The organism is uncultured Bacteroides sp. (assembly GCF_937912035.1).
In the GTDB taxonomy this organism is placed as follows: domain Bacteria; phylum Bacteroidota; class Bacteroidia; order Bacteroidales; family Bacteroidaceae; genus Phocaeicola.
This window is the reverse complement of the sequence record NZ_CALDPF010000043.1, coordinates 115,070-139,526: the sequence shown is the minus strand read 5'-3', so window position 1 is coordinate 139,526 and position 24,457 is coordinate 115,070. Positions and strand designations below refer to the sequence as shown.

The following is a 24,457-nucleotide window of genomic DNA, read 5'->3' as shown; positions in this document are numbered from 1 at the left end:
TTTAAAATATGGTATTTTATTTTTCAGCTACAGGCAATTCTTTATGGGTTGCACAATACATATCAAATTCTTTCAATGAACCCTTGTGTGAAGTTTCCGGGTTTATACGGAAACATTCGGCTGAAGGTCTGAGATATACATTGCGAGATGAGGCGGAAATGTTATTTTTCGTATTCCCTGTACATTCATGGGGACCTGCATTAGTCATGCTGCGTTTTATCAGGGAGTTACAGTTGTCCGGATTGAAAGGAAACCGTGTATTCGCCATTGGCACATGTGGTGACGATTGTGGATATACAGACCGGATAGTGCGTAAGGAACTTGCAGACAAATGTATTCCTCTGGAAGCCTTCTTTTCGCTGAAAATGCCCAATAACTATATTCTGATGCGTGGTTTCGGTACTGATCCTGAGCCGGTGAAGGATGAAAAACTTGCTTTGGCTCCAAGTGGTATGGAACAGATTGTAAAAGCTATAGATACACGTAGTTATTCTGAATCTCTGATTCTCCGTACAGGAATGTCGTGGCTGAAGAGTTACGTGGTCTATCCTGTATTTAAGAGATTTGTTATAGGTAGGCAGTCTTTCCGGACTACAGAGGTGTGTATTTCCTGCGGACTGTGTGCTAAGGTCTGTCCAACAGGTACGATAGTTATGCATAACGGCAAACCGGTATGGCAAGGAAGGGATTGTGTACAGTGTACGGCATGCATACACCGTTGTCCGGCTAAGGCTATTGAATTTGGCAAGGTGTCGGTGGGTAAGGGAAGATATGTTCATCCGGTACTTGCTGGAAAATGATAATAAATAAACCATAAACTATAAATATGAATAACACATTGAAAAACGACAGAATAGAAGTTGTAGATGCCTTACGAGGTGTTGCATTGTTTGCAATAGTGATTTTACATTGTTTTGAGCACTATAATCTTTATTATATGCCGGATTGTCAGCCTCATTGGCTTACAGCTCTTGATAAAGGGGTTTGGGATACGGTATGGTTCTTGTTTGGAGGAAAAGCCTTTTCCACTTTTTCTCTTCTTTTTGGACTTAGCTTTTTTATTCAGTTTGATAATGCAAAAAAACGTGGACTTCCTTTCCGATGGAGATTTGTGTGGAGAATGATTCTTTTGATGCTTTTTTCTCAGCTTCATTCCTTATTTTATAATGGTGATATTCTTTTGTTGTATTCCGTTATGGGAATTTTCCTTGTATCAGTATCAGGCCTTTCCACAAAATCGGTGCTAATATTGGCTTCGGTTATGATTATTCAGCCTGTTGAATGGATAAGACTGATTTGTATCGGATGCGATATTCCTTTTCTGGAATATGGGAATAACTGGGTAGTGTATGGTAATTTGGCAAAGCCTGTAATGGAGTCCGGTAGTTTCCTGGAAATTCTGAGGTCAAATATCACCGACGGGCAGTTGTATGGTAATTTATGGCAGATAGAAAACGGTCGTGTTTTTCAGATAGGAGGACTGTTTCTGTTTGGAATGGCAGCGGGAAGGCTTTCTTTATTCAAGAAATCTGATTATTCAGTCATGATATGGAAAAAAGTATTGTTGTGGTCTGTAAGCCTGTTTGTAACTTTCAATATAATCAAGATGACATATCCGGAAATGGTAGCCGGTAATGAAGCGCTTATGGTACCGTTGGATATTGCAGTACCGTCTATATGCAACTTCCTTTTTATGGCATTGCTGGTTTCATTCTTTGTTTTGATATGGTGGTTCGGAGCAGGAAACGGATATAGATTCCAACGTATATTTATCCCTTATGGGAAAATGAGTCTGACAAACTATATTGTACAGTCAATAATAGGTGTATCTTTATTTTATGGCTTCGGCTTGGGATTATATAAATATACAGGAGCAACTTCGTGCTTGGTTATAGCGATATTTGTATTTATGATACAGTTGTCATTTAGCAGGTGGTGGCTTTCATCTCACAGACATGGACCGTTGGAGTGGATATGGAAGAAACTTACATGGATTATTTTCAAGTAATGACTGTTATATTTTAGATAAGTTTCATCTCCTTCGCTATTTTGCAGGCCTCGACAGAATTTTTAGCCTGAAGTTTCTCAAGAATATTCTGTCGGTGTCTGCTTACTGTATTCTTGCTTATGGATAGGGTGTTGGATATGTCGATACTGCTCATACCTTTTTCTATGAGGCGCAATATCTCTTTTTCTCTTTCTGATAAGATACGGTTGTCGTATTCATTGTCGAGAATATATGATTTTTGGGTTATTGAGTTGAGAATATACGAATCTTCTTTTTCAACATCTATTTTAAGGTTATAGAGGCATAGTGAAAATCGTATGTTACTGTTTTCGTTCTCGTAAAAATAGTACATTCTGTGTGTTATGGGAAAACATTTACCATCTTTGTTGAACATTCTCAACGATTCTTTTACAAAGAAACCTTCTCTTTTCTGAGGTGGAAGATTTTTGATGAAGTTGTAGAATCTGAGTTCGTTGATGTGTTTATTAGATAAATCGTCCTTATGTATAGAGTCGTATATTTTCTTTTCCCAAATAGAGTTTACAATTTCATTTGTATAGCTTTCTGCTATACCTAATAATTCAGCTATACCTCCATAGTATATATAACTTTTATTATTTTTCAGGTCGCTCAATACTGCTATTGCGTTTTCTGTTACGGCGTATCCCAATGCAACGGTTTTCAGAAAACGTGTCTTTTCTGAATCATCATCCGAGCTGAAAGGCTGCATCTGAAAGTTCCTGCTTATTTTTTTCTGAATGTCCATAAACGCATAAAAAATGGTTATTTGTGATTATTGTGCCGAGGTAGCATATATCATAACTTTGCAAAAGTAAACAAAACACAAATTATAAAGAAATGACTGAAAAGGAAAAATGCCATAAAGGGCTGCTCTATGATGCTAATTACGATGAAGAACTGTTACGTGAGAGGGCAGTATGTAAAGATTTATGCTATGAATATAACTCTTTGAGACCGTCAATGATTGCTGAACGTACTGAGATAATACGACGACTGTTCGGAAAAACAAAAAATAACTTTCTGATAGAGCAGCCTTTTTATTGCGATTATGGCTATAATATTGAAATAGGTGAGAACTTCTATATGAATGTGAATTGCGTCATCCTGGATGGGGCAAAGGTGACATTTGGTGACAATGTTTTTGTCGCTCCTAATTGTGGCTTCTATTCGGCAGGTCATCCTCTTGACGCAGAGAAAAGAAATAAGGGGTTGGAATATGCTTTCCCTATTACAGTAGGTAACAATGTGTGGATAGGGGCAAACGTGACTGTTCTGCCTGGAGTATCGATAGGCGATGATACGGTAATAGGAGCGGGAAGTGTAGTCACAAAAAACATACCTTCGGGAGTTCTGGCAGCCGGCAATCCTTGCAGAGTAATTCGTGAACTGACTGAAGATGACAAAAACAAATACAGAATGGAATAACACATAAAGCATTATAAATATGAAGAAACTGATTTTAAGTTTGTTTGGAATGATGGCTCTTTCGTCGGTATCGGCACAGAGTCTGGAGAAAATGAACTGGTTTAATGAACCGGAAAGATGGGAGATAAAGGATAGTAAAACCATGACAATGTTCGTTACTCCTCAGAGTGACTATTGGCGTTTATCTCATTATGGTTTTACAGTAGATGACGCTCCTTTCTATTATGCTACATATGGTGGTGAGTTTGAAGCAAAAGTAAAGGTGTCGGGAGAATACAAGACGCGATTTGACCAGGCCGGTATAATGTTGAGAATAGATCATGAGAATTATATCAAGGCAGGAATTGAATTTGTCGATGGCAAGTACAATCTTAGTACAGTGGTTACTCATAAGACATCCGACTGGAGTGTCATTACTCTTGACAAGCCTGTTCCTTATATCTGGATTAAGGCTGTAAGAAGACTTGATGCTGTAGAGGTGTTCTATTCTTTCGATGATAAAGAATACACAATGATGCGCAATGCGTGGATGCAGGACAATGTTCCGATGAAGGTCGGTATCATGGCAGCATCTCCTGATGGAGACGGATTTGAAGCCAAATTTGAGAACTTCACTGTGAAACATTTGCCGGACATGCGCAGATTGGAATGGCTGAAAAAGAATGCGGAAGAATAATTACATAACAAATGTTATAATGTAAATAATTGATAGGATTAATCATTCAGATGATTAATTTTGTCAATTATTTTTTTGTATCCTTTTAATGTAAAAACATAGATGAAAACAAAATCAGTTGCTTTTTTATTATTGTCTTTTATCTCGATTATTGTAAAAGCTGATCCTTTTTCTTCACTAAGAAATGAAATCATACACAGTATATCTAAATACGATGCAAAAGTAGGTGTAGCGGTAATGGTAAATAATACGGATACACTGACTGTAAATAATGGCGATAAATATCCTATGATGAGTGTCTTCAAGTTTCATCAGGCATTAGCTGTATGTCATCATATGCAGACTAAAGGAATATCATTGGACTCTGTAATTAATATATCAAAGGAAGAGTTAAGGAAGAATACTTATAGTCCATTACGTGACAGATTTCCGGAAGGGAATATCCGCATAAGCTTATCGGAACTTATGGAATATACTCTCCAACTTAGCGACAATAATGCATGTGATATTCTGTTCAATCGTATTCTTAGTACAAAAGATACAGACAGGTATATTCGCTCATTGGGTATTGATGATTTTTCAATAGAAATGGATGAGAACGACATGCATGAGAATCTTTACAACTGTTACAGCAACTGGACTACACCTATGGCTGCCGTACGCCTGATAAATTTATTTCTAGAAGGAGATGCAGTTTCTGGTGAATATTATGATTTTATTAAAAGAACAATGACGGAATGTACTACGGGTACCGGCAGATTGCCATATCCGCTGAAGAATACTGCAGCTGTGATAGGTCATAAAACTGGAACAGGCGACAAGAACTCCGATGGGCGGTATATTGGCATAAATGATATCGGTTTTATTGATTTGCCGAACGGTGACCGTTATCTGATAGCCGTATTTGTGAAAGATTCTGCCGAGAACTATGAGACTACGGAAAAAATAATAGCAGAAATATCATCTATAGTATATAAGAATATTAGTAATCAATAAAAACTGTATTATGAAAAAAAACAATCTTTTATTTTTACCGGCATCATTAATGATTATGATGTCGTGTGCTGAAGGGGGAAATATGTTTAATGAAACATCATTCATTGGCGAATGGCACGAGATAATGCCTGTAAACAAGCATATTCTTCAGGGGGTTGTGTTTGAAAAGGACGGAAAGGCTTCGTCTGTGGGTATGGCTACTCTGAAATATAAAGCTTGGGAGTTGTTGAAGAAAGGAAAGGAGTGCAATATCGTGTTGTCAGGCGAAAGTATTGGTAACGGCCAGACAATACAATTCTCAGATACACTTAATGTTATATCACTGAATAATGATACTTTGACCTTGGGAAAAGGAGATATGTATCGTATTCAGTATGTTAAATCTGGAAACCCGGAAGGGCAGCTTATAGGAGGCAGTGACGCTGCCATGGGATATACTTATTCAAAAGTACTCGATAAGAAAATCAGGATTTTTGAGGAAGGTGGTCGTTTGCTGTCGGCTACAGATCCGAATGCCACTATGGCTGCATATTCAGTGTTTTCTGCCGATTCATCAAAGGTAGAGCTGTTTTTGCCTGGAGGGGCTGTGGTATTGGACAAGCGTGTCAGACCTAATGGTACAGCAATATGGAACGTAGAGGATGATGATACTTATATGGTAGAGAAGTATAACGATGAATGGCTTGTTACCAGAAGAGGCAAGTTGCTTTATGTAACGTCAGGAACAGAGAATACTATTAATACAGAATTTACCGGAAAAGGTGGTGAGAATCTGTTCGTTACATTTTTCAATAATGCAGGAGTGGCTCAGATGAATTATAATGGTGTTGATTATTTGCTTTATCAGTATCGTACTGCTTCTGGTTACGGATATAAGAATGCTTTTGCCGATATTCGTGGAAAAGGCAAGAATATGACACTTACTTTGGCAGGAAGTGAATCTATCGAATTTACTGAAAAATGATAGGGCTTTAATTTAGTAATGTCAGTTGATATATGAAAAATCCCGGTTCGGAATTGTTTTTTAACTTTCCGAATCGGGATATTCTTTTTTGTTATAATTGTGGTAATGTAGTCAATTACATATTGTCATTAGTAAGAGTCTTACCCTTGTATTCACCTGTAAGAGTTTTCAGGAACTTCACGATGTTGGCAGTTTCAGTTTCTGTAAGTGTGATACCTACTTCATATTTAGCCATATCGTTTACAGCTTCTTCAAGTGTCTTCTTTGTACCGTCGTGGTAGTAAGGACCTGTCAGCTCGATGTTTCTCAGACCAGGAACCTTGAATCTGTGCATGTCGCGTTCAGTCTTGGTTTCCTTGTTGCGGCCATGGTCTTCGAATGTGATTTCAGTACCTCTGTCGCCGAAGTAGTCAGCTCTTACTCCCATAAGCTCATATGACTGTCCTCCCAAGTTTTCACCTACGTGACAAGTAGCACAGTTGTACTCCTTGAACAGTTCGTAGCCGTTTATCTCTTCTGCTGTAAGGATATTCTTGTCGCCTTTCAGATATTTGTCGAACTTAGAATTTGGAGTAATCAATGTGCGTTCGAATTCCTGAATAGCATCAGTGATTGTTTCCTGAGTGAATCCTTCCGGATATACTTCCATAAATGCTTTTTCAAAGGCTTTGTCTTCTGAAAGGACCTTACAGATATCATCGAATGATTTGTGTCCCATTTCTATAGGGTTGAGTGGAGGACCACCTGCCTGTGCTGCCAGTGTAGCGGCACGTCCGTCCCAGAACTGAACGAAGTTGTAGTGTGCGTTGAACACAGTAGGTGCGTTTACACCTCCAACCTGTCCGTCAACACCTTCAGAGAAACGCTTGTTGTCCACACCAGCAGTGTTCAGAGCATGACAAGTTGCACATGATACGGTATTGTCTATAGAAAGACGTGTGTCGTGGAAAAGCATATCTCCAAGGATAACCTTACGGATATCTACAGGAATAGAATCGTGTATAGGACGTATTGGCTCGTTTGCAAACTCAGCAGCAGCCAGAGTATTTGGATATGCCTGAGCTCTGTAATTCTTTACCCAGTCAAGAGCAATCTCTGTTTTCTTGCCAGTCATAGACGAACCCCAGTGTACAAGGTAATATTTAGCCAATGGCATTGTACCGTCCTTTATTACCTTTTCTACTTTAGCCAAATCGACTTCGCCCACTTTCTCACCATTCTTGAGAGCTGTCATCATAGGCTCTACGTCAAACTCTCTGTATCCTTTCTCGATGTCCTCTTTCACCACTTTTCCTGCTACAGGGAAGTTGGCATAGAAAGGAAGTTTAGGATTTGCCGAGTGGCACTCCATACATCCTCCGTCAGTAAGTATTGCAAGCATTCTTTCGTTTGCTGCAAGCGATTCTGATGGAGCCTGATTCACAAGGCGGTAAACTACCACAGCTCCCGCTGCAATCAGTAATGCTGCCAAGATAATCTTTTTCTTCATAATCTCACTTTTTTTAAATGTTAGTATTAGTAGTTTCCTTTTGGGATTATTGTCTATTATATAAATGTACACTCTTCTGTGCCGCCGGAAGATAGTTTACTCCATACCAGCACATCTGCAGTGATACGAATCCTGCAATGAGCAGTCCGTACAGTAGTTTTTTACTCTTATACGTTCTTTGCAGTCGTATGTGTATGTATAGCAGGTAAATTGTCCATGTTATGGCTGCCCATGTTTCCTTCGGGTCCCAGCTCCAGTAATTGCCCCATGCATCCTTTGCCCATATTGCTCCGGTCAGCATACCTATGGTGAGGAAGGCTGTTCCTGTATATACCAGCTCGTCTGCAGTAGTAGTGTATATCTCTTTATGCTTTTTCATTCCTATACATCCTATGATAAATGCGCATCCAAGCACTGAGTATGAGAACATGTAAACTGTTACATGAGGTATGAACCACACACTTTGCAGAGCCGGCATCAGCGATTGGTCGTGTATCTCCGGTTTGAGTATGTTGATAATGCAGAATACTGTAGATACCAGTGTAGAGAATGAGAGTATCCACCTGTATTTCCACCTCAAGTATGTGATAATTCCGGATATTCCCATGAAAAGCGAATACCATAATCGGGTTTCTCCCATTGTTCTGAGCGGAGGTCTTTGCAGATAAATCCATAGTCCTATGATAAATGCCAGGAAAACGGTGCTGCCTGAAAGACTTGCTGCAACGGCTGTTTTTGAGATACCGTTTTTCATGGCAGAGGTAACAGAGCTTATAATCCACAGAATTACAGAAACGATAGTGAATATATAGAAAACATCCCAGTTGATTGTCATTTTTTTTATAGTTATAAGGGTTATTGTTACTGCTTTGAAATCTGTTTTTGTGGTCCTCCGATAAACATTCCTGTAGCTCCGGCTATTGTCATTATTATACCTATGAGTTGGATATATTTCCATGGTTGATATACTATCTGCAGGACACAGTATTGTGGCTTATCACTTTGCGTATCATAACTCACCAGATAAATGTCTTCACCGAATTTGTATTCGTGAGGGTGGTTTACTTCAAGGCTTATTTGTGATGAATTCCCGGAATGTCTGTCAGAAACTTTCACCTCCGCTACATAGCTTTTGGGCATTCCGTTCTGATAGTAATCAGCATTGAAACCTGTCAGCTGCATGTCGTAGTCAAGGTAGAAATGCTTGCCTTCCATGGTCAGAGCTTCATTGTTCTCTTTATCGAAAAATACGGGAATTCTTGCTGTGATAATGTCGCTGCTACCCATGAAACCGCCAAAGAGTGCAAGCCATACTCCGGCATGGTTGAGCAGAAATCTCCATCTTTTATTTTTTCTGGTCCTAAATCCTTTTATGGTTATGGCAGCAAGATGTGAGAGTAAGATAAACAGTACCGATACAAAAATCCATGAGGACATGAAATTGTAGAATCCGAGGCGTCCTAATATACCTTCTTTATTTTCGGCATCTAAGACTGACAACTGTGGAAAAAGTCCAATAACTAATGTCCCACAAATGAAAAGAAACAGGCTGAATACTGTAGTTTTAGGAGAAACAAGAACTTTTGATATATTGTTGTTACAATTTTTTTTACGTAAAAATATGTATATGGAGTAAATCCATATTGCCCCAAGAATAATATTCAGTGGGAACTCAAAGAAATGGAACGGGAAATTTCCTGCAAAATATTGTATAATGGCAGCTGCCACTATAGGATATAATAATATCAGGTAGATATTTTTCGCCATTTTTGTGTCGTTTAAGTCTAAAAAACTGTTTTTGTATATTTGAGTGCAAAAATAGTAAAAACTATCTATTCTCAATATATTATTATATGAAAATTGTATTTGTTACAAAAAGGTAATAGAACTTGTCATATAAAAGCAGAAAAGCAATGATACCTATCTTGTGTATAAGAGTCATTGCTTTATTTAGATATAGTTTGAGTTGTATTACATACTTTTCAAGGCCTTGCAAAGTTGGTCTGGACATGAAGTATTCTTGTTTCCACAACGGATACCTTCAAGGCGAGAGATAACTTCATTTACTTCCATTCCTTTTACGAGCGAGCAGATGCCTTTAAGGTTTCCGTTGCATCCGCCCGTGAAGCTTACTTCCTTAATCTTGTTGTTCTCTACTTCAACCTCGATAAATGAACTGCATGTTCCCTGTGTTCTGTAGTTTATTTTCATTGTTTTTTCTTTTTATTGTATTATAAAAAAACAGATTTCACACGAAGAAAACTTTATGCGAAATCTGTTTCTGTCTGTATAATTAAGAATGATTACTCTTCTTCAGGCTTCATGTTAGTGTAAACATTCTGCACATCGTCGAATTCTTCAAGACGTTCTACCATCTTGTCGATAGTTTCGCGCTGTTCAGGAGTAACATCTTTCAAATCGTTAGGTACGTATGTGAACTCACCACCGACATCTTCGAAACCACATTCTTCCAAATGTTTCTGGATAAGAGAGTAGCTCTTAGGATCACCGTAGATAGTGATTGTTCCTTCTTCCGGATCTTCGTCGTATTCATCTTCTACGTTGTAGTCGATAAGGTCAAGGATAAGTTCTTCCATATCAAGACCGTCTTTCTTCTTGAATGTGAAAACGCACTTGTGGTCGAACAAGAATGCAAGCGAACCTGTTGTTCCAAGGTTACCTGAGAACTTATTGAATACTGAACGAACGTCAGCTACAGTACGTGTAGTGTTGTCTGTAAGAGTATCAACGAATACTGCAACTCCAAAAGGTCCGTATCCTTCGTATGTCATGCTCTTGTAGTCGCTCTGGTCTTTTCCCTGTGCATTCTTGATAGCACGTTCGATGTTGTCCTTCGGCATGTTTTCACGCTTGCAGACAGCGATGATAGAACGAAGTGTAGGGTTGTTTTCCGGTTCCGGACCACCTGCTTTTACTGCAATTGCAATTTGTTTACCCAGACGTGTAAAGGTCTTTGCCATGTGACCCCATCTTTTCAATTTGGCAGCTTTTCTATATTCAAACGCTCTTCCCATTGGTTTATAATTTTATATTGTTGTTATTTGTTTCTTGTTATTTTTGATTATTCTAAATAATCTGTATGCCGTGATGATAAACAATATCAGGAAAATACCTCCACCTATTGATGCACAAATTATTTTCCATGACGGATTTCCTTCCTGAAACAATGTATTCAAAGATACACCGATGAACAATAGTTGAATGTATAATGCAACTGTCAGTACTGCATTTTTCTTGTTAATATTTCCCATGACATTATAGTTTTATGTTATCTCAGTTTAGCGTCAAGCTTGTTCTGCAGGTTAGTGATAAGTTTCTGCATGAACTTGTCAATCTGCTTGTCGTTAAGAGTGGCATTCTCGTCTTGAAGCATGAAGCTTACTGCGTAGCTCTTTTTGCCTGCCTCGAGGTTCTTGCCTTCGTAAACGTCGAACAGTTCAACAGATTTCAAGAGTTTCTTGTCTGTTTCGTAAGCTATCTTTTCGATTTCAGCGAACTGTACTTTCTTGTCGATGAGCAATGCAAGGTCACGTTTTACTGCAGGGAACTTAGAGATTTCCTTATATGTTACTCTGTTACCCTTGATTGACTTCATCACTTCGTTCCAGCAGATGTCTGCAAAATAAACTTCATTGTCTATATCGAATGCTTTCTGAATCTTCTTACTTACTACTCCGAATGTAGCCAACAGTTTTCCTCCACGAGTGTGTACTGATATTGCTACAGAGTAGATATCGTCTGTAAGATTTCCGAATACAAGGCCACCGAAGTTTACACCAAGACGACGGAAGATATTGAGAACGTATGCCTTGAGTTCGTAAACAGATGAGTTTTCGTCTGCGTGTGCCCATGAGTTGCTTACGCGCTTACCTGTAACCCACATACCGAGGTGAAGTTCTTCAGAATATGCGGCAAGAATCTTTTCAGGGTTCTTTTTTTCTTCGTTGAAGTGGTAGCACTTACCGAATTCGAAGAATTTCAAATCTGCATTCTTACGGTTTGCATTGTGCTGGATGCTTTCAAGACCACCGAACAGCAGAGTTGCACGCATTACGTTCAAGTCGTTGCTCAACGGATTCATCAGGCGAACCAAGTTTTCAGGCTTGTAAGTTTCAAGTCCTTCGTAATAAGCAGCTGCAGTAAGCGAGTTGTTCATTATTTCATTGAATCCGCATCCTACAAGCTGTTCTGAAACGATGTTCTGAAGTTTTACAGACTTGTCTTCAGCACCCTTAACGTTGATGCTTGATTTCAGACTAGTAGGTATCTCTACATTGTTGTATCCATAGATACGGAGGATATCTTCCACTACGTCGCATGGACGCTGTACGTCAACACGATAAGGAGGAACAAGAAGAGAAAGACCTTCAGCTGTTTCGTTTACAATCTTCATTTCAAGACTGCTTACTATGCTCTTGATTGTTTCGGCTGGTATAACCTTTCCGATAAGGGTATTTACATAATCGTATGAAAGTTCGATAGCGAAATCAGCGATAGGAGCAGGGTAGTTGTCTTTGATTTCAGAAGCTATTTCACCGCCGGCAAGTTCTTTCACCAACATTGCAGCTTCTTTCAGTGCATAGATAGTGATGTTAGGGTCGATACCACGTTCGAAACGGAATGAAGAGTCTGTGCTCAGTCCGTGACGGCGTGCAGTCTTACGAACCCAAGTTGGGTTGAAGTATGCACTTTCAAGGAATACATCTGTAGTAGTTTCAGTAGTACCTGAATCAAGACCACCGAATACTCCGGCAATACACATTGGTTCTTCAGCGTTGCAAATCATGAGGTCGCGTTCAGACAAAGTGCGTTCCACTTCGTCAAGTGTTACGAATTTTGTACCTTCGGCACAAGTTCTTACTACGATTTTGCCACCTTTAATCTTGTTTGCATCGAAACAGTGCATTGGCTGTCCGTAAGCATGAAGTATATAGTTTGTAATATCGACGATATTGTTGATAGGGCGAACACCTATAAGGCGAAGTTTGTTCTGAAGCCATTCAGGACTTTCCTTTACGGTTACGTTCTTGATAGCAACTCCGGCATATCTTGGACATGCTTCAGTGTTTTCCACTTCGATGTCGATATTCAGATTGTTGCTGTCTACCTTGAATGCGTCTACAGAAGGACGTTTCAATTCAGCTTTATAACCATTTTGGATTAACCAAGCGTAAAGGTCACGAGCTACACCATAGTGTGAGCATGCATCCGAACGGTTAGGAGTAATGTCCACTTCAAGTACGTATTCGCTCTGAATGTTGTAGTATTCTTTTGCAGGAGTTCCCGGAACAGTGTCTGCAGGAAGAACGATGATACCATCGTGGCTTGTTCCCACACCGATTTCATCTTCTGCACAAATCATGCCGTTTGATTCTACGCCGCGGAGTTTTGATTTTTTGATAGTGAAACATTCGTCGCCATCGTAAAGTTTTGTTCCAAGAGTTGCTACGATTACTTTCTGACCTGCTGCAACGTTGGCTGCGCCACAAACAATCTGTACAGGCTCTCCCTGTCCCAAGTTTACGGTAGTAACGTGCATGTGGTCTGAGTTTGGATGAGGCTCACAAGTCAGGACTTCACCTACAACAAGTCCTTCAAGACCTCCTTTTATAGTCTGAACTTCCTCTACGCCTCCGGTTTCGAGACCGATTGAGGTAAGTGCGGCTGCTACTTCATCTGGAGTCAAATCGAAATTGACATATTCTTTCAGCCAGTTATAAGAAATATTCATATATAGATAGTTTTATGTATTTTTATGAATGATGTGCAAAGTTAATATAAATATTTGGTTTACAAGACTGCGTAAAAGTTTTTTTCTGAAATCAGAATGGTACATCTGGTAACGGTCCGCCAAACGGATTTCCATCCTGTACAGGAGCCATATCCGCAGGTGGGGGAGGTATGGAACCGTTTCCCTTGTTCATCTTCGAACGGATAACCGGTGTTGCATTCTCTTCGGTAGGTAACGGTACAATCATTTCGTCTTCAGGATTCTGGAATCTGGCAAATTCTCCTCGGAATCGTAGTAGTACGTCTCCTACTGCACCGTTACGGTGCTTAGCAATAATGATCTCGGCCATACCATGAAGGTCGTTACCCTTTTCGTCTGTATATATCTTGTAGTATTCAGGACGATGGATGAAGCAAACCATATCGGCATCCTGCTCGATGGCACCTGATTCACGAAGGTCGCTCAGCTGCGGACGCTTACCATCTACACCCTCACGGTTTTCTACACCACGGTTCAACTGACTCAGAGCTATGATAGGAATGTTCAATTCCTTGGCAAGCCCTTTGAGCGAACGTGATATGGTGCTGACTTCTTCCTGACGGCTGCCGAACGACATACCGCTGGCATTCATCAGCTGCAAGTAGTCGATGATGATTATTTTCACATCATGCTCTCTTACAAGTCGGCGCGCTTTTGTTCTTAGTTCGAATACAGACAATGAAGGGGTATCATCGACATATAGAGGAGCATCATACAGTTCCTTTATCTTATAGTCCAATTGTCCCCATTCGTATGGAGCGAGCTGTCCGCTCTTGATTTTCTCGCCCGGTATCTCACACACGTTTACAATCAAACGGTTGACCAACTGGACGTTACTCATTTCAAGCGAAAATAATGCTACCGGCACCTTATTGTTCACGGCTATGTTCTTGGCCATAGAAAGCACGAACGCGGTCTTACCCATGGCAGGACGTGCTGCAATGATTATAAGGTCGGAGTTCTGCCATCCGGAAGTCATTTTGTCTAGCTTGTGGAAACCGCTTGCAAGACCACTCAAACCGTCGGTACGTGCAGCTGCTGTACGAAGCATCTCATACGCTTCCTGTATCACAGGATTGATCTGCGTATAGTCCTTCTTCATGTTCTGCTGCGAGATTTCGAACAGACGTCCCTCGGCTTCCTGCATAATGTCGTCTACGTCTTCAGTCTCATCGAAAGCCTTTTTCTGTATGTTACTGGTGAAAGTTATAAGTTCTCTGGCAAGGTATTTCTGTGCTATTATGCGTGCGTGGTATACGATATGTGCAGACGATGCCATCATACCGCTCAATTGAGTGATGTAGAAAGGACCGCCCACTTCTTCAAGATGTCCTTTGAAGCGCAGGTGTTCTGTCACTGTAAGCAAGTCTATAGGCTTCTGCTGTATTGCAAGATCCGTTATGGCGGCATATATCAGCTGATGCCTGTGCTCATAGAAAGATTCCGGCTTAAGAATCTCACTTACAAGCGAGTATGCATCTTTTTCTATCATCAGTGCACCTAGTACAGCCTTCTCCAACTCAGGAGCCTGGGGCTGAAGGTGTCCGTATTCATCCGTAAGCTTTTCTTTGCTTACCTTTGTTGTTCGTGTGGGTCTTTTCTGTGTAGTAGCCATTATCTATGGTATAATTTTTTGCAAAGATAAGATTTTCCTATTTATAATTTAGGATAAACGTGAATAACTAATAGCAAAAAAAATGCTATTTCGTATTTTGGTGCTGACTATTGTCGGCAGAGCTGCCCACTATAGTCAGCAGTGCTGCTCACTATGGTCGACAGTGCTGCTCACTATGGTCGACAATGCTGCTCACTATGGTCGGCACCAGAAAATCTAGGTATAATTTTTTTGATCTCTCCAAAACGAAATGTGATTTTTATTAATTCTAATGTATAAAAAAATAGGAAGAAAGCCATATTGACTATCTTCCTACTTAAATATTCTTATAAAGACAATGATTATTTTACGGGGATTTTATCTATTCTACCCTGATGACGTCCGCCTTCAAATTCAGTATTGAAGAATTCTGTCATAATCTTGTCTGCCATTTCAGTATCAATGAATCTTCCCGGCATAACAAGAACATTTGCATTATTATGCTGGCGTGACAGTTTTGCTATTTCAGGAATCCAACAAAGTGCTGCACGTATTCCCTGATGTTTGTTCAATGTCATGCTTATACCTTCACCGCTACCACAAATGGCTATTCCAGGATAACATTCGCCAGCCTCTACAGCTTCTGCTAATGGATGTGCGAAGTCAGGATAATCACAACTAGCAGTGGAGTAAGTTCCAAAATCTTTGTATTCCAATCCTTTTGCTTCCAACCACTGCTTAACATATTCCTTCAATTCAAATCCTGCATGGTCGGATGCGAGTCCTATTGTTTTCATTATAACATTGCTTTTACTTGGTTATAAACATTTTCTGCTGTGAATCCCAGTTTTTCGTCCAATACCTTGTAAGGTGCAGAGAAACCGAATGATTCAAGACCCCAAACTTTTCCGTTAGGACCAACAAGTCCTTCAAGGTTTACAGGAAGACCTGCTGTAAGTCCGAATACTTTAGCTCCTGTAGGGATTACGCTTTCCTGATATTCCTTACTTTGGCTGCGGAACAGACCTTCAGATGGAACAGATACGATACGTGTCTTGATACCATCTTTTTTCAACAGTTCGGCACCGGCAACCAATGTTGAAACTTCAGAACCTGAAGCAACCATTATTACATCTGGAGTACCTTCTGAGTCAGTAACAATATATCCACCTTTAGCAGCTTCGGCATATTTAGTATTTTCAGGAAGGTCGTTAACATTCTGGCGAGAAAGAATTAAAGCTGTTGGAGTGTCAATGTTTTCCATCGCCAGTTTCCAAGCCTCTGCTGTTTCTTTAACATCTGCAGGACGAAGAACAAGCATAGAGTTCTTTCCGTGGTGGTTTTTCAGTTTTTCCATTAGACGAATCTGAGCTTCCTGCTCTACAGGTTCGTGAGTAGGACCGTCTTCACCTACACGGAACGCATCATGAGTCCATATGAACTTGACAGGCAATTGCATCAAAGCAGCCATACGTACTGCAGGTTTCATATAGTCTGAGAATACAAAGAATGTACCGCATGCAGCGATAACACCACCGTGAAGAGCCATACCAAGACAGCAGCACGCCATAGTAAGTTCGGCAACACCAGCCTGTAAGAATGCTCCACTGAAGTCACCTGACTGGAATGCATGAGTTTTCTTCAAGAAACCGTCAGTTTTGTCGGAGTTTGAAAGGTCTGCAGAAGAACAGATCATGTTAGGTACCTGTTCTGCAAGGATACTAAGAGCCGCAGCTGATGCGTTACGTGTAGCATCGTTGGCCTTGAGCTGTATTTTTGACCAGTCTACTTTTGGTGCATTTCCGCTGAACCATTCTTTGAGTTGGGTAGCCTTTTCCGGATTTGCAGCAGCCCATGCCTTTTCTTCTTCGTATCTTGCAGCAACGATTGTTTCAAGTTCCTGAGCACGTTTGGCATATATTTCTTTTACATCATCGAAGATAACGAATGGATTCTCAGGGTCAGCTCCCAGATTAATAATTGTATTTTTGTAAGCATCACCACCAAGAGGAGCACCGTGAGTCTTGCAACTGTTTTCGTATGAAGAATTGTCGTCCTTACGCGCACCCTTACCCATGATACATTTACCAATAATAAGAGTTGGACGTTTTGTTTCTGCTTTAGCTGCTTCTATGGCTTTGCGTATTTCGTCGCAGTCGTTACCGTTTATTTCAATAACGTACCAACCCCATGCACGGTATTTCATGGCAGTGTCTTCTGTCATTACTTCTTTTGTCTCAGTAGAAAGCTGGATATCGTTTGAGTCGTAGAACATGATAAGATTATCAAGTCCCAAATGACCTGCTATACGTCCGCTACCTTGTGATATTTCTTCCTGAATACCACCATCAGAAATATATGCGTAGATAGTTTCTTTAGCGAAAGTAGGGTTACCTGTACGTGCAGCAAGGAATTTGGCTGCAATAGCGGCACCCACAGCAAATGTATGTCCCTGTCCAAGTGGTCCGGATGTATTTTCAATACCGCGTTCTACATCAACTTCAGGATGTCCCGGAGTAGGTGAACCCCATTGACGGAACTCTTTCAACTCATCGATAGTGAATTTTCCGGCTAAAGCCAATTGTGAATACAGCATAGGAGACATGTGTCCCGGATCAAGGAAGAAACGGTCTCTTCCTTCCCATTTAGGATTTTTAGGGTCGTACTGCAGATATTCCGAATAAAGAACATTGATAAAGTCTGCACCACCCATAGCACCACCAGGGTGTCCTGACTTAGCTTTTTCTACCATTGAAGCTGCCAGAATACGGATATTGTCTGCAGCATGGTTCATTACTTGTTTGCTGTTCATATTAGTTTGTTATTTTATTGAATATTTTTTATCAGCTTTCTGTGTTATATGAATTTGGGAGCAAAAATATAACATTTATATGTAAAACACAACCTGAATAACAGCTTTTTTATCAATACTAAGATTGAATAATCAGTTATTCAGGTCGTTTTATACTTACTTATTGTCAATATTTATTGTTACTTTTTGTATTTCACAGCAGCTTCTTCAACAGGTATGCAAGCTTTGTAGTTTTCTATGTATTTGTTGAATCCTGCTACATCTTCTGCAGTAGGAGATACTTCTGTACCTGTATTTCCGGCAAATACCTTTTCATCCAGGAAGTCGGCAAGTGATTGTTTTTTGTCATTGTTTACTAAATAAGAACCAAGTAGTGCTATTCCCCATGCACCGCCTTCGCCTGCTGTTTCCATTACCGATATAGGAGAGTTGATGGCTGCGGCAAGAACTCTTTGTCCTACACCTTTAGTTCTGAACAGACCACCATGTCCTGTGATTCTGTCAACCTTGATTTTCTCTTCATTGAACAGGATGTCGTTACCTATTTTCAGCACTCCTACAGAAGCATACAGATGTGCGCGCATGAAGTTGGCAAGGTTGAATTTATCACTTGCATTACGAACGAATAGCGGGCGGCCTTCTTCAAGTCCTGTTACAGGTTCGCCTGAGAAGTAGTTGTATGAGATAAGTCCGCCGCAGTCTGCATCACCTTTCAGGGCGTTGTTGTAAAGTTTTCCGAATATCTCGTCCATATCTACAGGAATGCCCATCAGCTCCTGATATTCCTTGAAGATGTTTACCCATGCGTTTAGGTCGGAAGTACAGTTGTTGCAGTGAACCATTGCCACAAGGCTTCCGTCAGGAGTAGTGACCATATCAATCATTTCGTATGGTTTAGACAAGTCTTTTTCCAATACAATCATTGAGAAAGAAGAAGTACCTGCAGATACGTTGCCTGTGCGCTGTTTAACAGCATTTGTAGCTACCATACCAGTTCCGGCATCGCCTTCAGGAGGACAAACAGGGATACCTGCTTTCAGATGTCCTGACACGTCGAGCATTTTTGCACCTTTTTCTGTAAGGCAACCTGCATTTTCGCCAGCCAGAAGGACTTTAGGAAGAATATCTTCAAGAGTCCAGTTAAATCCGTATGGAGCTACGAGATTGTTGAATTTCTTTACCATTTCGGCAGAATAGTTCTTTGTTTCGGGATTGATAGGCAGCATACCGGATGCATCACCTATTCCAAGAACTTTTTCCCCTGTTATCTGCCAGTGTACATATCCTGCCAATGTTGTTAGGAATGTTATGTCTTTTACGTGTTCTTCCTTATTGAGGATAGCCTGATAGAGATGTGATATACTCCATCTCAAAGGAATGTTATATACGAACAGTTCAGACAATTCTGCGGCAGCCTTACCTGTGTTGGTGTTTCTCCATGTGCGGAAAGGTACGAGGATTTCTTCTTTGTCGTTGAAAGCCATATAGCCGTGCATCATTGCGCTCACACCAATTGCAGCCAGAGTTTCAATTTCAATTCCGTATTCCTTGTTTACGTTTGCGCGGAGGTTTGCATAACAGTCCTGTACTCCGTTCCATATAGCATCAATACTATATGTCCACAAACCGTTTTCAAGTTGGTTTTCCCATGTGTGGCTTCCTTGTGCGATAGGCTTGTTTTCTTCGTCTATCAATACAGCCTTGATTCTTGTAGAACCGAATTCGATACCCAAAATGGCTTTCCCGCTTTCTATTGTTGATTTAGCATTAAGACTCATAGATTTTAAGTTTTTAAGTTCTAAAAAAATAAAAGTGCTACAAACGATTGCTCGCCGAGCACTTTTAATTAAGGCAATATAATCAATTTATTAGCAAAGAGCTTTGTTCAGCATGTAGTAAACTTCATTCATGCGAAGCTCTTTCTTGAACTCACTGATAGTAGTATCTTTGTTGATATGAACCATTTCGATACCTGCGATTTCTGCATAGTCTTCCCAGTATTCTGCTGTCAGATCGTATGAGAAGCAAGAGTGGTGAGTACCACCTGCAAGAATCCATGCACCAGCACCTGTTTCGAAGTCAGGCATTGGTTTCCAAAGAGCGGAAGCAACAGGAAGTTTTGGCAATGGTTTTGGTTCGATACATTCTACATCGTTTACGATGAGACGGAAACGGTTTCCGAGGTCAACAACTGTAGCTGTACATCCTGTTCCGACTTTAGATGTAAACACAAGGCGTGCAGTCTGGCTCTTGCGGATACCAATGCCGAGGAAGTGAACTTCCAGACGAGGTTTCTTGGCTGCTATTAACGGACAAACTTCCAGCATATGTGCCTGAAGGATTGAGCTGTTTTTGCCATCGAAGTTCAGAGTATAGTCTTCAAGGAATGAGCAACCGTTTGCAAGTCCCTGATTCATTACCCATACAGTGCGGTAGAGAGCTGCTGATTTCCAGTCACCTTCAGCACCGAAGCCGTAGCCTTCTGCCATAAGACGCTGTGAAGCAAGACCCGGAATCTGGTCGAAATGGCTGCCGTCTGTCTGTCCGAGGTCGTCGAAGTTTGTAGTGAAACCTTTGGCACCTTTAGCTTTCAGGATAGCACGAAGAGCAAGTTCTGCCTTAGCTGCATTCCATACTTTCTGATATGCTTCAGTTGACTTGTCTTCAAGTTCTGCATCATGGTCATATTCGCTGAAGTAAGTTTTAACCAAAGCTTCAACTTCTTCGTCCTTGATATTCTTGTGATATTCCATCAGTTCGCTTACTGGGCAATAGTCAACGTGGTAACCCATGCGCTGTTCAGCTTCAACTTTGTCACCGTCTGTTACGGCTACATTGTTCATCTGGTCGCCGAAACGTAAAATAAGCATATCCTGAGAATCAGCCCAAGCAGCACATACTCTCATCCAAACAGCAATCTTGCTGAGTGTTTCTTCGTCTTTCCAGTAGCCTACAACCACCTTGCGGCGAACACGCATACGAGTGCAGATATGACCGAACTCACGGTCGCCATGTGCGCTCTGGTTAAGGTTCATGAAGTCCATGTCCATAGTGTCCCAAGGAATTTCCTTGTTGAACTGAGTGTGTAGGTGCAGCAAAGGTTTCTTCAACTGCTGAAGTCCGTGAATCCACATCTTGGCAGGAGAGAATGTATGCATCCATGTGATTACACCGATACATTTTTCATCATTGTTTGCTGCCTTGAATACTGCTTCTACTTCTTTTGAAGAATTTGCAGTGCCTTTATATACAACCTTAACAGGAAGTTTTCCACTTTCGTTAAGACCTGCTACCATTTCATTACTGTGTGCATCGACTGCTATTACTGCGTCGCCTCCGTAAAGGAGCTGTGCTCCGGTTACGAACCATACTTCATACTGACTGAATGCGTTCATAATTTTTTATTTTATTAATAGGTAATAATTTGTTTATTTCAGTATTTATTAATTTCAGATGTTTTTACTTTTTCTGTCCGTAGTAAGCGTTAGGACCATGCTTGCGGTTGAAGTGTTTTTCCACCAGCAGAGGATTCATCGTAAGGTTTGGGTTAGCTGCATATGCAATGCTTGCCATTTTGGCTACCTGTTCCATAACTACGGCATTATGAACTGCATCGTTGGCATCCTTACCCCATGAGAAAGGACCGTGGTTCTTCACTAATACTCCCGGAGTGTGTATCGGATTCATTCCTTCGAAACGTTTTACTATCACATTTCCTGTTTCCTTTTCGTATTCACCTTTCACTTCTTCTTCTGTCATATCTGCAGTGCAAGGAATAGCTTCGTGGAAATAGTCGGCATGAGTTGTTCCTATGTTTGGAATGTCAAGTCCGGCCTGTGCCCAGGCTGTGGCATAAGTGGAGTGAGTATGTACCACACCGCCAATTTCAGGGAATGCCTTATAAAGTACAAGGTGAGTAGGAGTGTCGCTTGACGGACGAAGATTGCCTTCTACTACTTTGCCTTCCAGATCAACTACTACCATGTCTTCTGCTTTCATCTCGTCGTATGAAACGCCACTAGGCTTGATTACTACAAGTCCTGTTTCGCGGTCAATGGCAGAAACGTTTCCCCAAGTGAAAATAACAAGTCCATGTTTCACCAAATCAAGATTGGCATGGAATACTTTTTCTTTTAATGCTTCTAACATATTTGAGTTCTTTTTTTAAGTCAAATTTTGAATTTCGGATCCTTTTCGTATGCCTTGTCATTAAATTTGAACAGGCGTGCACCTCTTTTCGATCCGGTTTTGTCTATTTTGTCTGTCTGTTCTATAAAGTCCATTTCGGCTATGCGCTTGCGGAAGTTTCTCTTGTCCATGGTTTCACCATAAATGGCTTCATAAAGATTTTGCAGTTGTGTCAGGGTGAACAGTTCAGGTAGCAGATTGAATCCTATCGGTTTGTGCGAAGCTTTTTCTTTCATCATCTTTCTGGCTTTTCTTACCATTTCCGAATGATCGAAAATCAGTTCAGGCACTTCATTGATATTAACCCAATGTGCGTTGTGTTGCTGTACCAGTTCACGGTCGTATTCATTTATGTTTATCAGTGCGTAGTATGCAAGTGATATGACACGTTCTCCAGGATCTCTGTCTACTGCACCGAATGCGCCTATTTGTTCCATGTAAACATTCTCAAGTCCTGTCAGTTCACTCAATACACGTTTCGCTGCATCGTCTGCACTTTCGTTTTCCTGTATAAATCCTCCCATAAGAGACCATTTCCCTTTAGCCGGCTCAAAATTTCTCTTTAGCAGGAGGAGATTCAGTTCGCCTTTGTCAAAACCGAATATAATACAGTCTATGCCGACGTAGAATTTTGGATTTTGTTTGTAATATGCTGTCATGTAAGTACAGATTTTATATTGTTCTACATTTTTTCGAATACAAATGTAGAACAATATTTATTCTTTTTACCAGAAATAAGCGTAGAATAATCCGCAAAGGAGTATAACTCCAAGTGATGCTATTACATCCCACTTATTCCAGCTCTTTCTGATAAGTTCCTTGTAACTACCTGTGAATGTTATAGCTTCAATCTGCTGTGCAGAAGGTTTTGGGGTGAAACATGACACTACAGCCATCATTATCATCAGGAATACCAGTAACCATATTTCAAAAATCAACCAGTTAGTCTGCCAGAACCATGCTGTAGCATCCCAAAACGCTCCTTCCATTGTTGCTGAACCGCTTTTTGTTATTACGTTAGTAACGAGCCTTACCATGCCAATGATGAAACCTCCGATAAGTCCCCATTCGCCAGCCTTAGGAGTGATTTTCTTAGAGAAAATACCTAGTGTAAATACTGCTACCATTGCAGGTGCCAACAGTGATTGGATGTCTTGCAGATAGCTGTAGAGATTATCCATGTTCATCATGATAGGTAACCATAGCAATCCGAGGATAACAACTACTACTGTAGCTACTCGTCCTACGAATACATAGTGTGCTTCGCTCTTGCCCTGACGCATTGGTTTGTAGAAGTCTTCTGTAAACAGAGTTGCACAACTGTTGAAGAACGCTGCCAGAGATGTAACCAAGGCACATATGAAACCGATTGTTACCAATCCTTTCACACCTGCAGGAAGAATATTTTTCACCATCATTGCAAATGCTCCGTCAGTGTCGTGCTGGTTTGTAAGATCCATTACAATACCACTGTTTGGATCTTGTGCCAAGGCTACAGCTACCATACCTGGGATAAGGAACATGAAAACAGGAAGAAGTTTGAAATAACCGGCAGCGATACTACCTCTGCGGGCACGTTTCATTACTACGTCGTCCGATTCGCCTTTCTGCTGTCCAAGTACACGCTGAACAATATGCTGGTCAGTACACCAGTACCAGAAACCGATGATAGATGCTCCGATGAATACTGCAAATCCAGGGAATTTAGGATACATAGGATCACCTTCATCCCAGTGGAACATGTGGTTTATTCCATATCCGTCGTGAGCGGAACGTGCGTAATCCATCATGTTGCTCCATCCGTCGGCTATGCTTCCTTGTCCAAGTGCAGACAATCCGAGGAATAGAACAAGGAATGAACCGATAATCAGGATAGGGGTCTGTATAGCTGACATTGTCATCACACCTTTCATGCCACCCAATACTGTAAATACGGCTGTAATTGCAATCAGTCCCAAAGCTCCCCACCAGAAAGGAAGTCCGAGCAGATATTCGAAGAAGATACCACCGGTGAAAGCTGTTACACTCACTTTTGTGAGAATATAGGCTATAAGTGTGATGATGCTCAACCATGAGCCTGTTCTCTGAGTGTAGCGGTATTTCAAGAAATCCGGCATAGTGATTATCTTACCCATTTTATTGTTAAGTAACTGATAGAATGGCACAAATAGCCAGCCGAGGATAAGAATCATCCAACCTTGCATTTCCCAGTGTGCCATACCCACGCCGTCTTTAGCTCCTGTTCCTGCAAGACCTACTAAGTGTTCTGAACCTATATTAGCAGCAAAAATTGCGGCTCCTATGACATACCAAGGTTCTCCTTTACCAAATAAATAATCCTGACTGTCTGCTCCTTGCATTGCAAGTTTGTCTTTTCTTACCGCGCGCCAGACGGCCCATGCTACTCCCAATATTCCTATGATTAGTACTAACCAGTCCAACCATATAAATTCTTTTGAACTCCAATTCATAATGATAATGTGTTTTTATGAT

Annotated in this window: 22 protein-coding genes; 6 read left to right on the top strand and 16 right to left on the bottom strand. The window is 40.7% G+C overall.

Going from position 1 to position 24,457, the window contains the following annotated elements; translation table 11 throughout:
- Window positions 1–8: 8 nt before the first annotated feature.
- Window positions 9–800, top strand: coding sequence for an EFR1 family ferrodoxin (locus tag Q0486_RS13005; RefSeq protein WP_299234103.1), 792 nt, complete (start codon window positions 9–11; stop codon window positions 798–800).
- Between the two features lie 26 nt (window positions 801–826).
- Complete coding sequence (locus Q0486_RS13000; RefSeq protein WP_299234100.1) at window positions 827–2,008, top strand: DUF418 domain-containing protein; 1,182 nt, start codon at window positions 827–829, stop codon at window positions 2,006–2,008.
- A gap of 13 nt (window positions 2,009–2,021) precedes the next feature.
- Here Q0486_RS13000 and Q0486_RS12995 read toward each other — a convergent pair whose 3' ends face one another.
- Window positions 2,022–2,774, bottom strand: a complete 753-nt coding sequence (locus Q0486_RS12995) for a LuxR C-terminal-related transcriptional regulator (protein ID WP_299234097.1) — start codon at window positions 2,772–2,774, stop codon at window positions 2,022–2,024.
- Window positions 2,775–2,866: 92 nt separating this feature from the next.
- On the opposite strand from Q0486_RS12995, the gene Q0486_RS12990 reads away from it, so the two are divergent.
- The 4 genes from Q0486_RS12990 to Q0486_RS12975 all read left to right on the top strand — a co-directional run bounded on the left by Q0486_RS12990 (window position 2,867) and on the right by Q0486_RS12975 (window position 6,090).
- Window positions 2,867–3,454 (top strand): sugar O-acetyltransferase, encoded by a 588-nt coding sequence (locus Q0486_RS12990; RefSeq protein WP_299234094.1) that lies wholly within the window; start codon window positions 2,867–2,869, stop codon window positions 3,452–3,454.
- Window positions 3,455–3,473: 19 nt separating this feature from the next.
- Window positions 3,474–4,130, top strand: coding sequence for a DUF1349 domain-containing protein (locus Q0486_RS12985; RefSeq protein WP_299234091.1), 657 nt, complete (start codon window positions 3,474–3,476; stop codon window positions 4,128–4,130).
- A 102-nt stretch (window positions 4,131–4,232) separates the two neighbouring features.
- Window positions 4,233–5,126, top strand: a complete 894-nt coding sequence (gene bla, locus Q0486_RS12980) for a class A beta-lactamase, subclass A2 (RefSeq protein WP_299234088.1) — start codon at window positions 4,233–4,235, stop codon at window positions 5,124–5,126.
- 10 nt (window positions 5,127–5,136) lie between these two features.
- Window positions 5,137–6,090 (top strand): lipocalin family protein, encoded by a 954-nt coding sequence (locus Q0486_RS12975; protein ID WP_299234085.1) that lies wholly within the window; start codon window positions 5,137–5,139, stop codon window positions 6,088–6,090.
- Window positions 6,091–6,205: 115 nt separating this feature from the next.
- Here the strand turns inward: Q0486_RS12975 and Q0486_RS12970 are convergent, their stop codons facing one another.
- The 15 genes from Q0486_RS12970 to Q0486_RS12900 all read right to left on the bottom strand — a co-directional run bounded on the left by Q0486_RS12970 (window position 6,206) and on the right by Q0486_RS12900 (window position 24,435).
- A complete protein-coding gene (locus Q0486_RS12970) occupies window positions 6,206–7,579 on the bottom strand; it encodes a cytochrome-c peroxidase (protein ID WP_299234082.1) in 1,374 nt (457 codons plus the stop codon).
- 46 nt (window positions 7,580–7,625) lie between these two features.
- Entirely contained in the window at window positions 7,626–8,414 is a 789-nt protein-coding gene (gene ccsA, locus Q0486_RS12965; RefSeq protein ID WP_299234079.1) for a cytochrome c biogenesis protein CcsA, read from the bottom strand.
- A gap of 26 nt (window positions 8,415–8,440) precedes the next feature.
- Complete coding sequence (locus Q0486_RS12960; protein WP_299234076.1) at window positions 8,441–9,346, bottom strand: cytochrome c biogenesis protein ResB; 906 nt, start codon at window positions 9,344–9,346, stop codon at window positions 8,441–8,443.
- A 204-nt stretch (window positions 9,347–9,550) separates the two neighbouring features.
- Complete coding sequence (locus tag Q0486_RS12955) at window positions 9,551–9,790, bottom strand: TIGR03905 family TSCPD domain-containing protein (protein ID WP_204392230.1); 240 nt, start codon at window positions 9,788–9,790, stop codon at window positions 9,551–9,553.
- A 92-nt stretch (window positions 9,791–9,882) separates the two neighbouring features.
- Entirely contained in the window at window positions 9,883–10,614 is a 732-nt protein-coding gene (locus Q0486_RS12950) for a YebC/PmpR family DNA-binding transcriptional regulator (protein WP_299234072.1), read from the bottom strand.
- 12 nt (window positions 10,615–10,626) lie between these two features.
- The gene (locus Q0486_RS12945; protein ID WP_299234069.1) at window positions 10,627–10,851 is read right to left on the bottom strand and encodes a hypothetical protein; all 225 of its coding nucleotides are present in this window, start codon (window positions 10,849–10,851) and stop codon (window positions 10,627–10,629) included.
- A 17-nt stretch (window positions 10,852–10,868) separates the two neighbouring features.
- Window positions 10,869–13,331 carry a phenylalanine--tRNA ligase subunit beta gene (gene pheT, locus Q0486_RS12940; RefSeq protein ID WP_299234066.1) on the bottom strand — a complete coding sequence of 821 codons (2,463 nt, stop codon included), beginning with the start codon at window positions 13,329–13,331 and terminating at the stop codon, window positions 10,869–10,871.
- A 91-nt stretch (window positions 13,332–13,422) separates the two neighbouring features.
- On the bottom strand, window positions 13,423–14,985 hold the full coding sequence (dnaB, locus tag Q0486_RS12935; RefSeq protein ID WP_299234063.1) for a replicative DNA helicase: 1,563 nt from the start codon (window positions 14,983–14,985) through the stop codon (window positions 13,423–13,425).
- A gap of 341 nt (window positions 14,986–15,326) precedes the next feature.
- Window positions 15,327–15,761, bottom strand: a complete 435-nt coding sequence (gene rpiB, locus Q0486_RS12930) for a ribose 5-phosphate isomerase B (protein ID WP_299234060.1) — start codon at window positions 15,759–15,761, stop codon at window positions 15,327–15,329.
- Window positions 15,761–17,776 (bottom strand): transketolase, encoded by a 2,016-nt coding sequence (locus tag Q0486_RS12925; RefSeq protein WP_299234057.1) that lies wholly within the window; start codon window positions 17,774–17,776, stop codon window positions 15,761–15,763. Before Q0486_RS12925 ends, rpiB begins: the two co-directional genes overlap by 1 nt.
- Window positions 17,777–17,955: 179 nt before the next feature.
- Window positions 17,956–19,554: an FGGY-family carbohydrate kinase gene (locus Q0486_RS12920; protein WP_299234054.1), complete on the bottom strand. Its 1,599-nt coding sequence runs from the start codon at window positions 19,552–19,554 to the stop codon at window positions 17,956–17,958.
- 90 nt (window positions 19,555–19,644) lie between these two features.
- The gene (gene araA, locus Q0486_RS12915; RefSeq protein WP_235339319.1) at window positions 19,645–21,171 is read right to left on the bottom strand and encodes an L-arabinose isomerase; all 1,527 of its coding nucleotides are present in this window, start codon (window positions 21,169–21,171) and stop codon (window positions 19,645–19,647) included.
- Window positions 21,172–21,235: 64 nt separating this feature from the next.
- Window positions 21,236–21,925: an L-ribulose-5-phosphate 4-epimerase gene (locus tag Q0486_RS12910; protein ID WP_287679447.1), complete on the bottom strand. Its 690-nt coding sequence runs from the start codon at window positions 21,923–21,925 to the stop codon at window positions 21,236–21,238.
- Between the two features lie 20 nt (window positions 21,926–21,945).
- Window positions 21,946–22,623, bottom strand: coding sequence for an NUDIX domain-containing protein (locus Q0486_RS12905; protein WP_299234049.1), 678 nt, complete (start codon window positions 22,621–22,623; stop codon window positions 21,946–21,948).
- Between the two features lie 66 nt (window positions 22,624–22,689).
- The gene (locus tag Q0486_RS12900) at window positions 22,690–24,435 is read right to left on the bottom strand and encodes a sodium:solute symporter (protein ID WP_299234047.1); all 1,746 of its coding nucleotides are present in this window, start codon (window positions 24,433–24,435) and stop codon (window positions 22,690–22,692) included.
- Window positions 24,436–24,457: the final 22 nt, after the last annotated feature.

Excerpts from the sequence above, each read along its gene's own strand:
- Q0486_RS12945 (WP_299234069.1), bottom strand. The coding sequence starts at position 10,851 with ATGGGAAATATTAACAAGAAAAATGCAGTACTGACAGTTGCATTATAC.
- rpiB (WP_299234060.1), bottom strand. The coding sequence starts at position 15,761 with ATGAAAACAATAGGACTCGCATCCGACCATGCAGGATTTGAATTGAAG.
- Q0486_RS12925 (WP_299234057.1), bottom strand. The coding sequence starts at position 17,776 with ATGAACAGCAAACAAGTAATGAACCATGCTGCAGACAATATCCGTATT.
- Q0486_RS12990 (WP_299234094.1), top strand. The coding sequence starts at position 2,867 with ATGACTGAAAAGGAAAAATGCCATAAAGGGCTGCTCTATGATGCTAAT.
- Q0486_RS13005 (WP_299234103.1), top strand. The coding sequence starts at position 9 with ATGGTATTTTATTTTTCAGCTACAGGCAATTCTTTATGGGTTGCACAA.
- Q0486_RS12975 (WP_299234085.1), top strand. The coding sequence starts at position 5,137 with ATGAAAAAAAACAATCTTTTATTTTTACCGGCATCATTAATGATTATG.
- Q0486_RS12950 (WP_299234072.1), bottom strand. The coding sequence starts at position 10,614 with ATGGGAAGAGCGTTTGAATATAGAAAAGCTGCCAAATTGAAAAGATGG.
- Q0486_RS12900 (WP_299234047.1), bottom strand. The coding sequence starts at position 24,435 with ATGAATTGGAGTTCAAAAGAATTTATATGGTTGGACTGGTTAGTACTA.
- dnaB (WP_299234063.1), bottom strand. The coding sequence starts at position 14,985 with ATGGCTACTACACAGAAAAGACCCACACGAACAACAAAGGTAAGCAAA.
- Q0486_RS12905 (WP_299234049.1), bottom strand. The coding sequence starts at position 22,623 with ATGACAGCATATTACAAACAAAATCCAAAATTCTACGTCGGCATAGAC.
- Q0486_RS13000 (WP_299234100.1), top strand. The coding sequence starts at position 827 with ATGAATAACACATTGAAAAACGACAGAATAGAAGTTGTAGATGCCTTA.
- Q0486_RS12955 (WP_204392230.1), bottom strand. The coding sequence starts at position 9,790 with ATGAAAATAAACTACAGAACACAGGGAACATGCAGTTCATTTATCGAG.
- Q0486_RS12995 (WP_299234097.1), bottom strand. The coding sequence starts at position 2,774 with ATGGACATTCAGAAAAAAATAAGCAGGAACTTTCAGATGCAGCCTTTC.
- Q0486_RS12960 (WP_299234076.1), bottom strand. The coding sequence starts at position 9,346 with ATGGCGAAAAATATCTACCTGATATTATTATATCCTATAGTGGCAGCT.
- ccsA (WP_299234079.1), bottom strand. The coding sequence starts at position 8,414 with ATGACAATCAACTGGGATGTTTTCTATATATTCACTATCGTTTCTGTA.
- Q0486_RS12910 (WP_287679447.1), bottom strand. The coding sequence starts at position 21,925 with ATGTTAGAAGCATTAAAAGAAAAAGTATTCCATGCCAATCTTGATTTG.
- Q0486_RS12970 (WP_299234082.1), bottom strand. The coding sequence starts at position 7,579 with ATGAAGAAAAAGATTATCTTGGCAGCATTACTGATTGCAGCGGGAGCT.
- Q0486_RS12985 (WP_299234091.1), top strand. The coding sequence starts at position 3,474 with ATGAAGAAACTGATTTTAAGTTTGTTTGGAATGATGGCTCTTTCGTCG.
- araA (WP_235339319.1), bottom strand. The coding sequence starts at position 21,171 with ATGAACGCATTCAGTCAGTATGAAGTATGGTTCGTAACCGGAGCACAG.
- Q0486_RS12920 (WP_299234054.1), bottom strand. The coding sequence starts at position 19,554 with ATGAGTCTTAATGCTAAATCAACAATAGAAAGCGGGAAAGCCATTTTG.
- bla (WP_299234088.1), top strand. The coding sequence starts at position 4,233 with ATGAAAACAAAATCAGTTGCTTTTTTATTATTGTCTTTTATCTCGATT.
- pheT (WP_299234066.1), bottom strand. The coding sequence starts at position 13,331 with ATGAATATTTCTTATAACTGGCTGAAAGAATATGTCAATTTCGATTTG.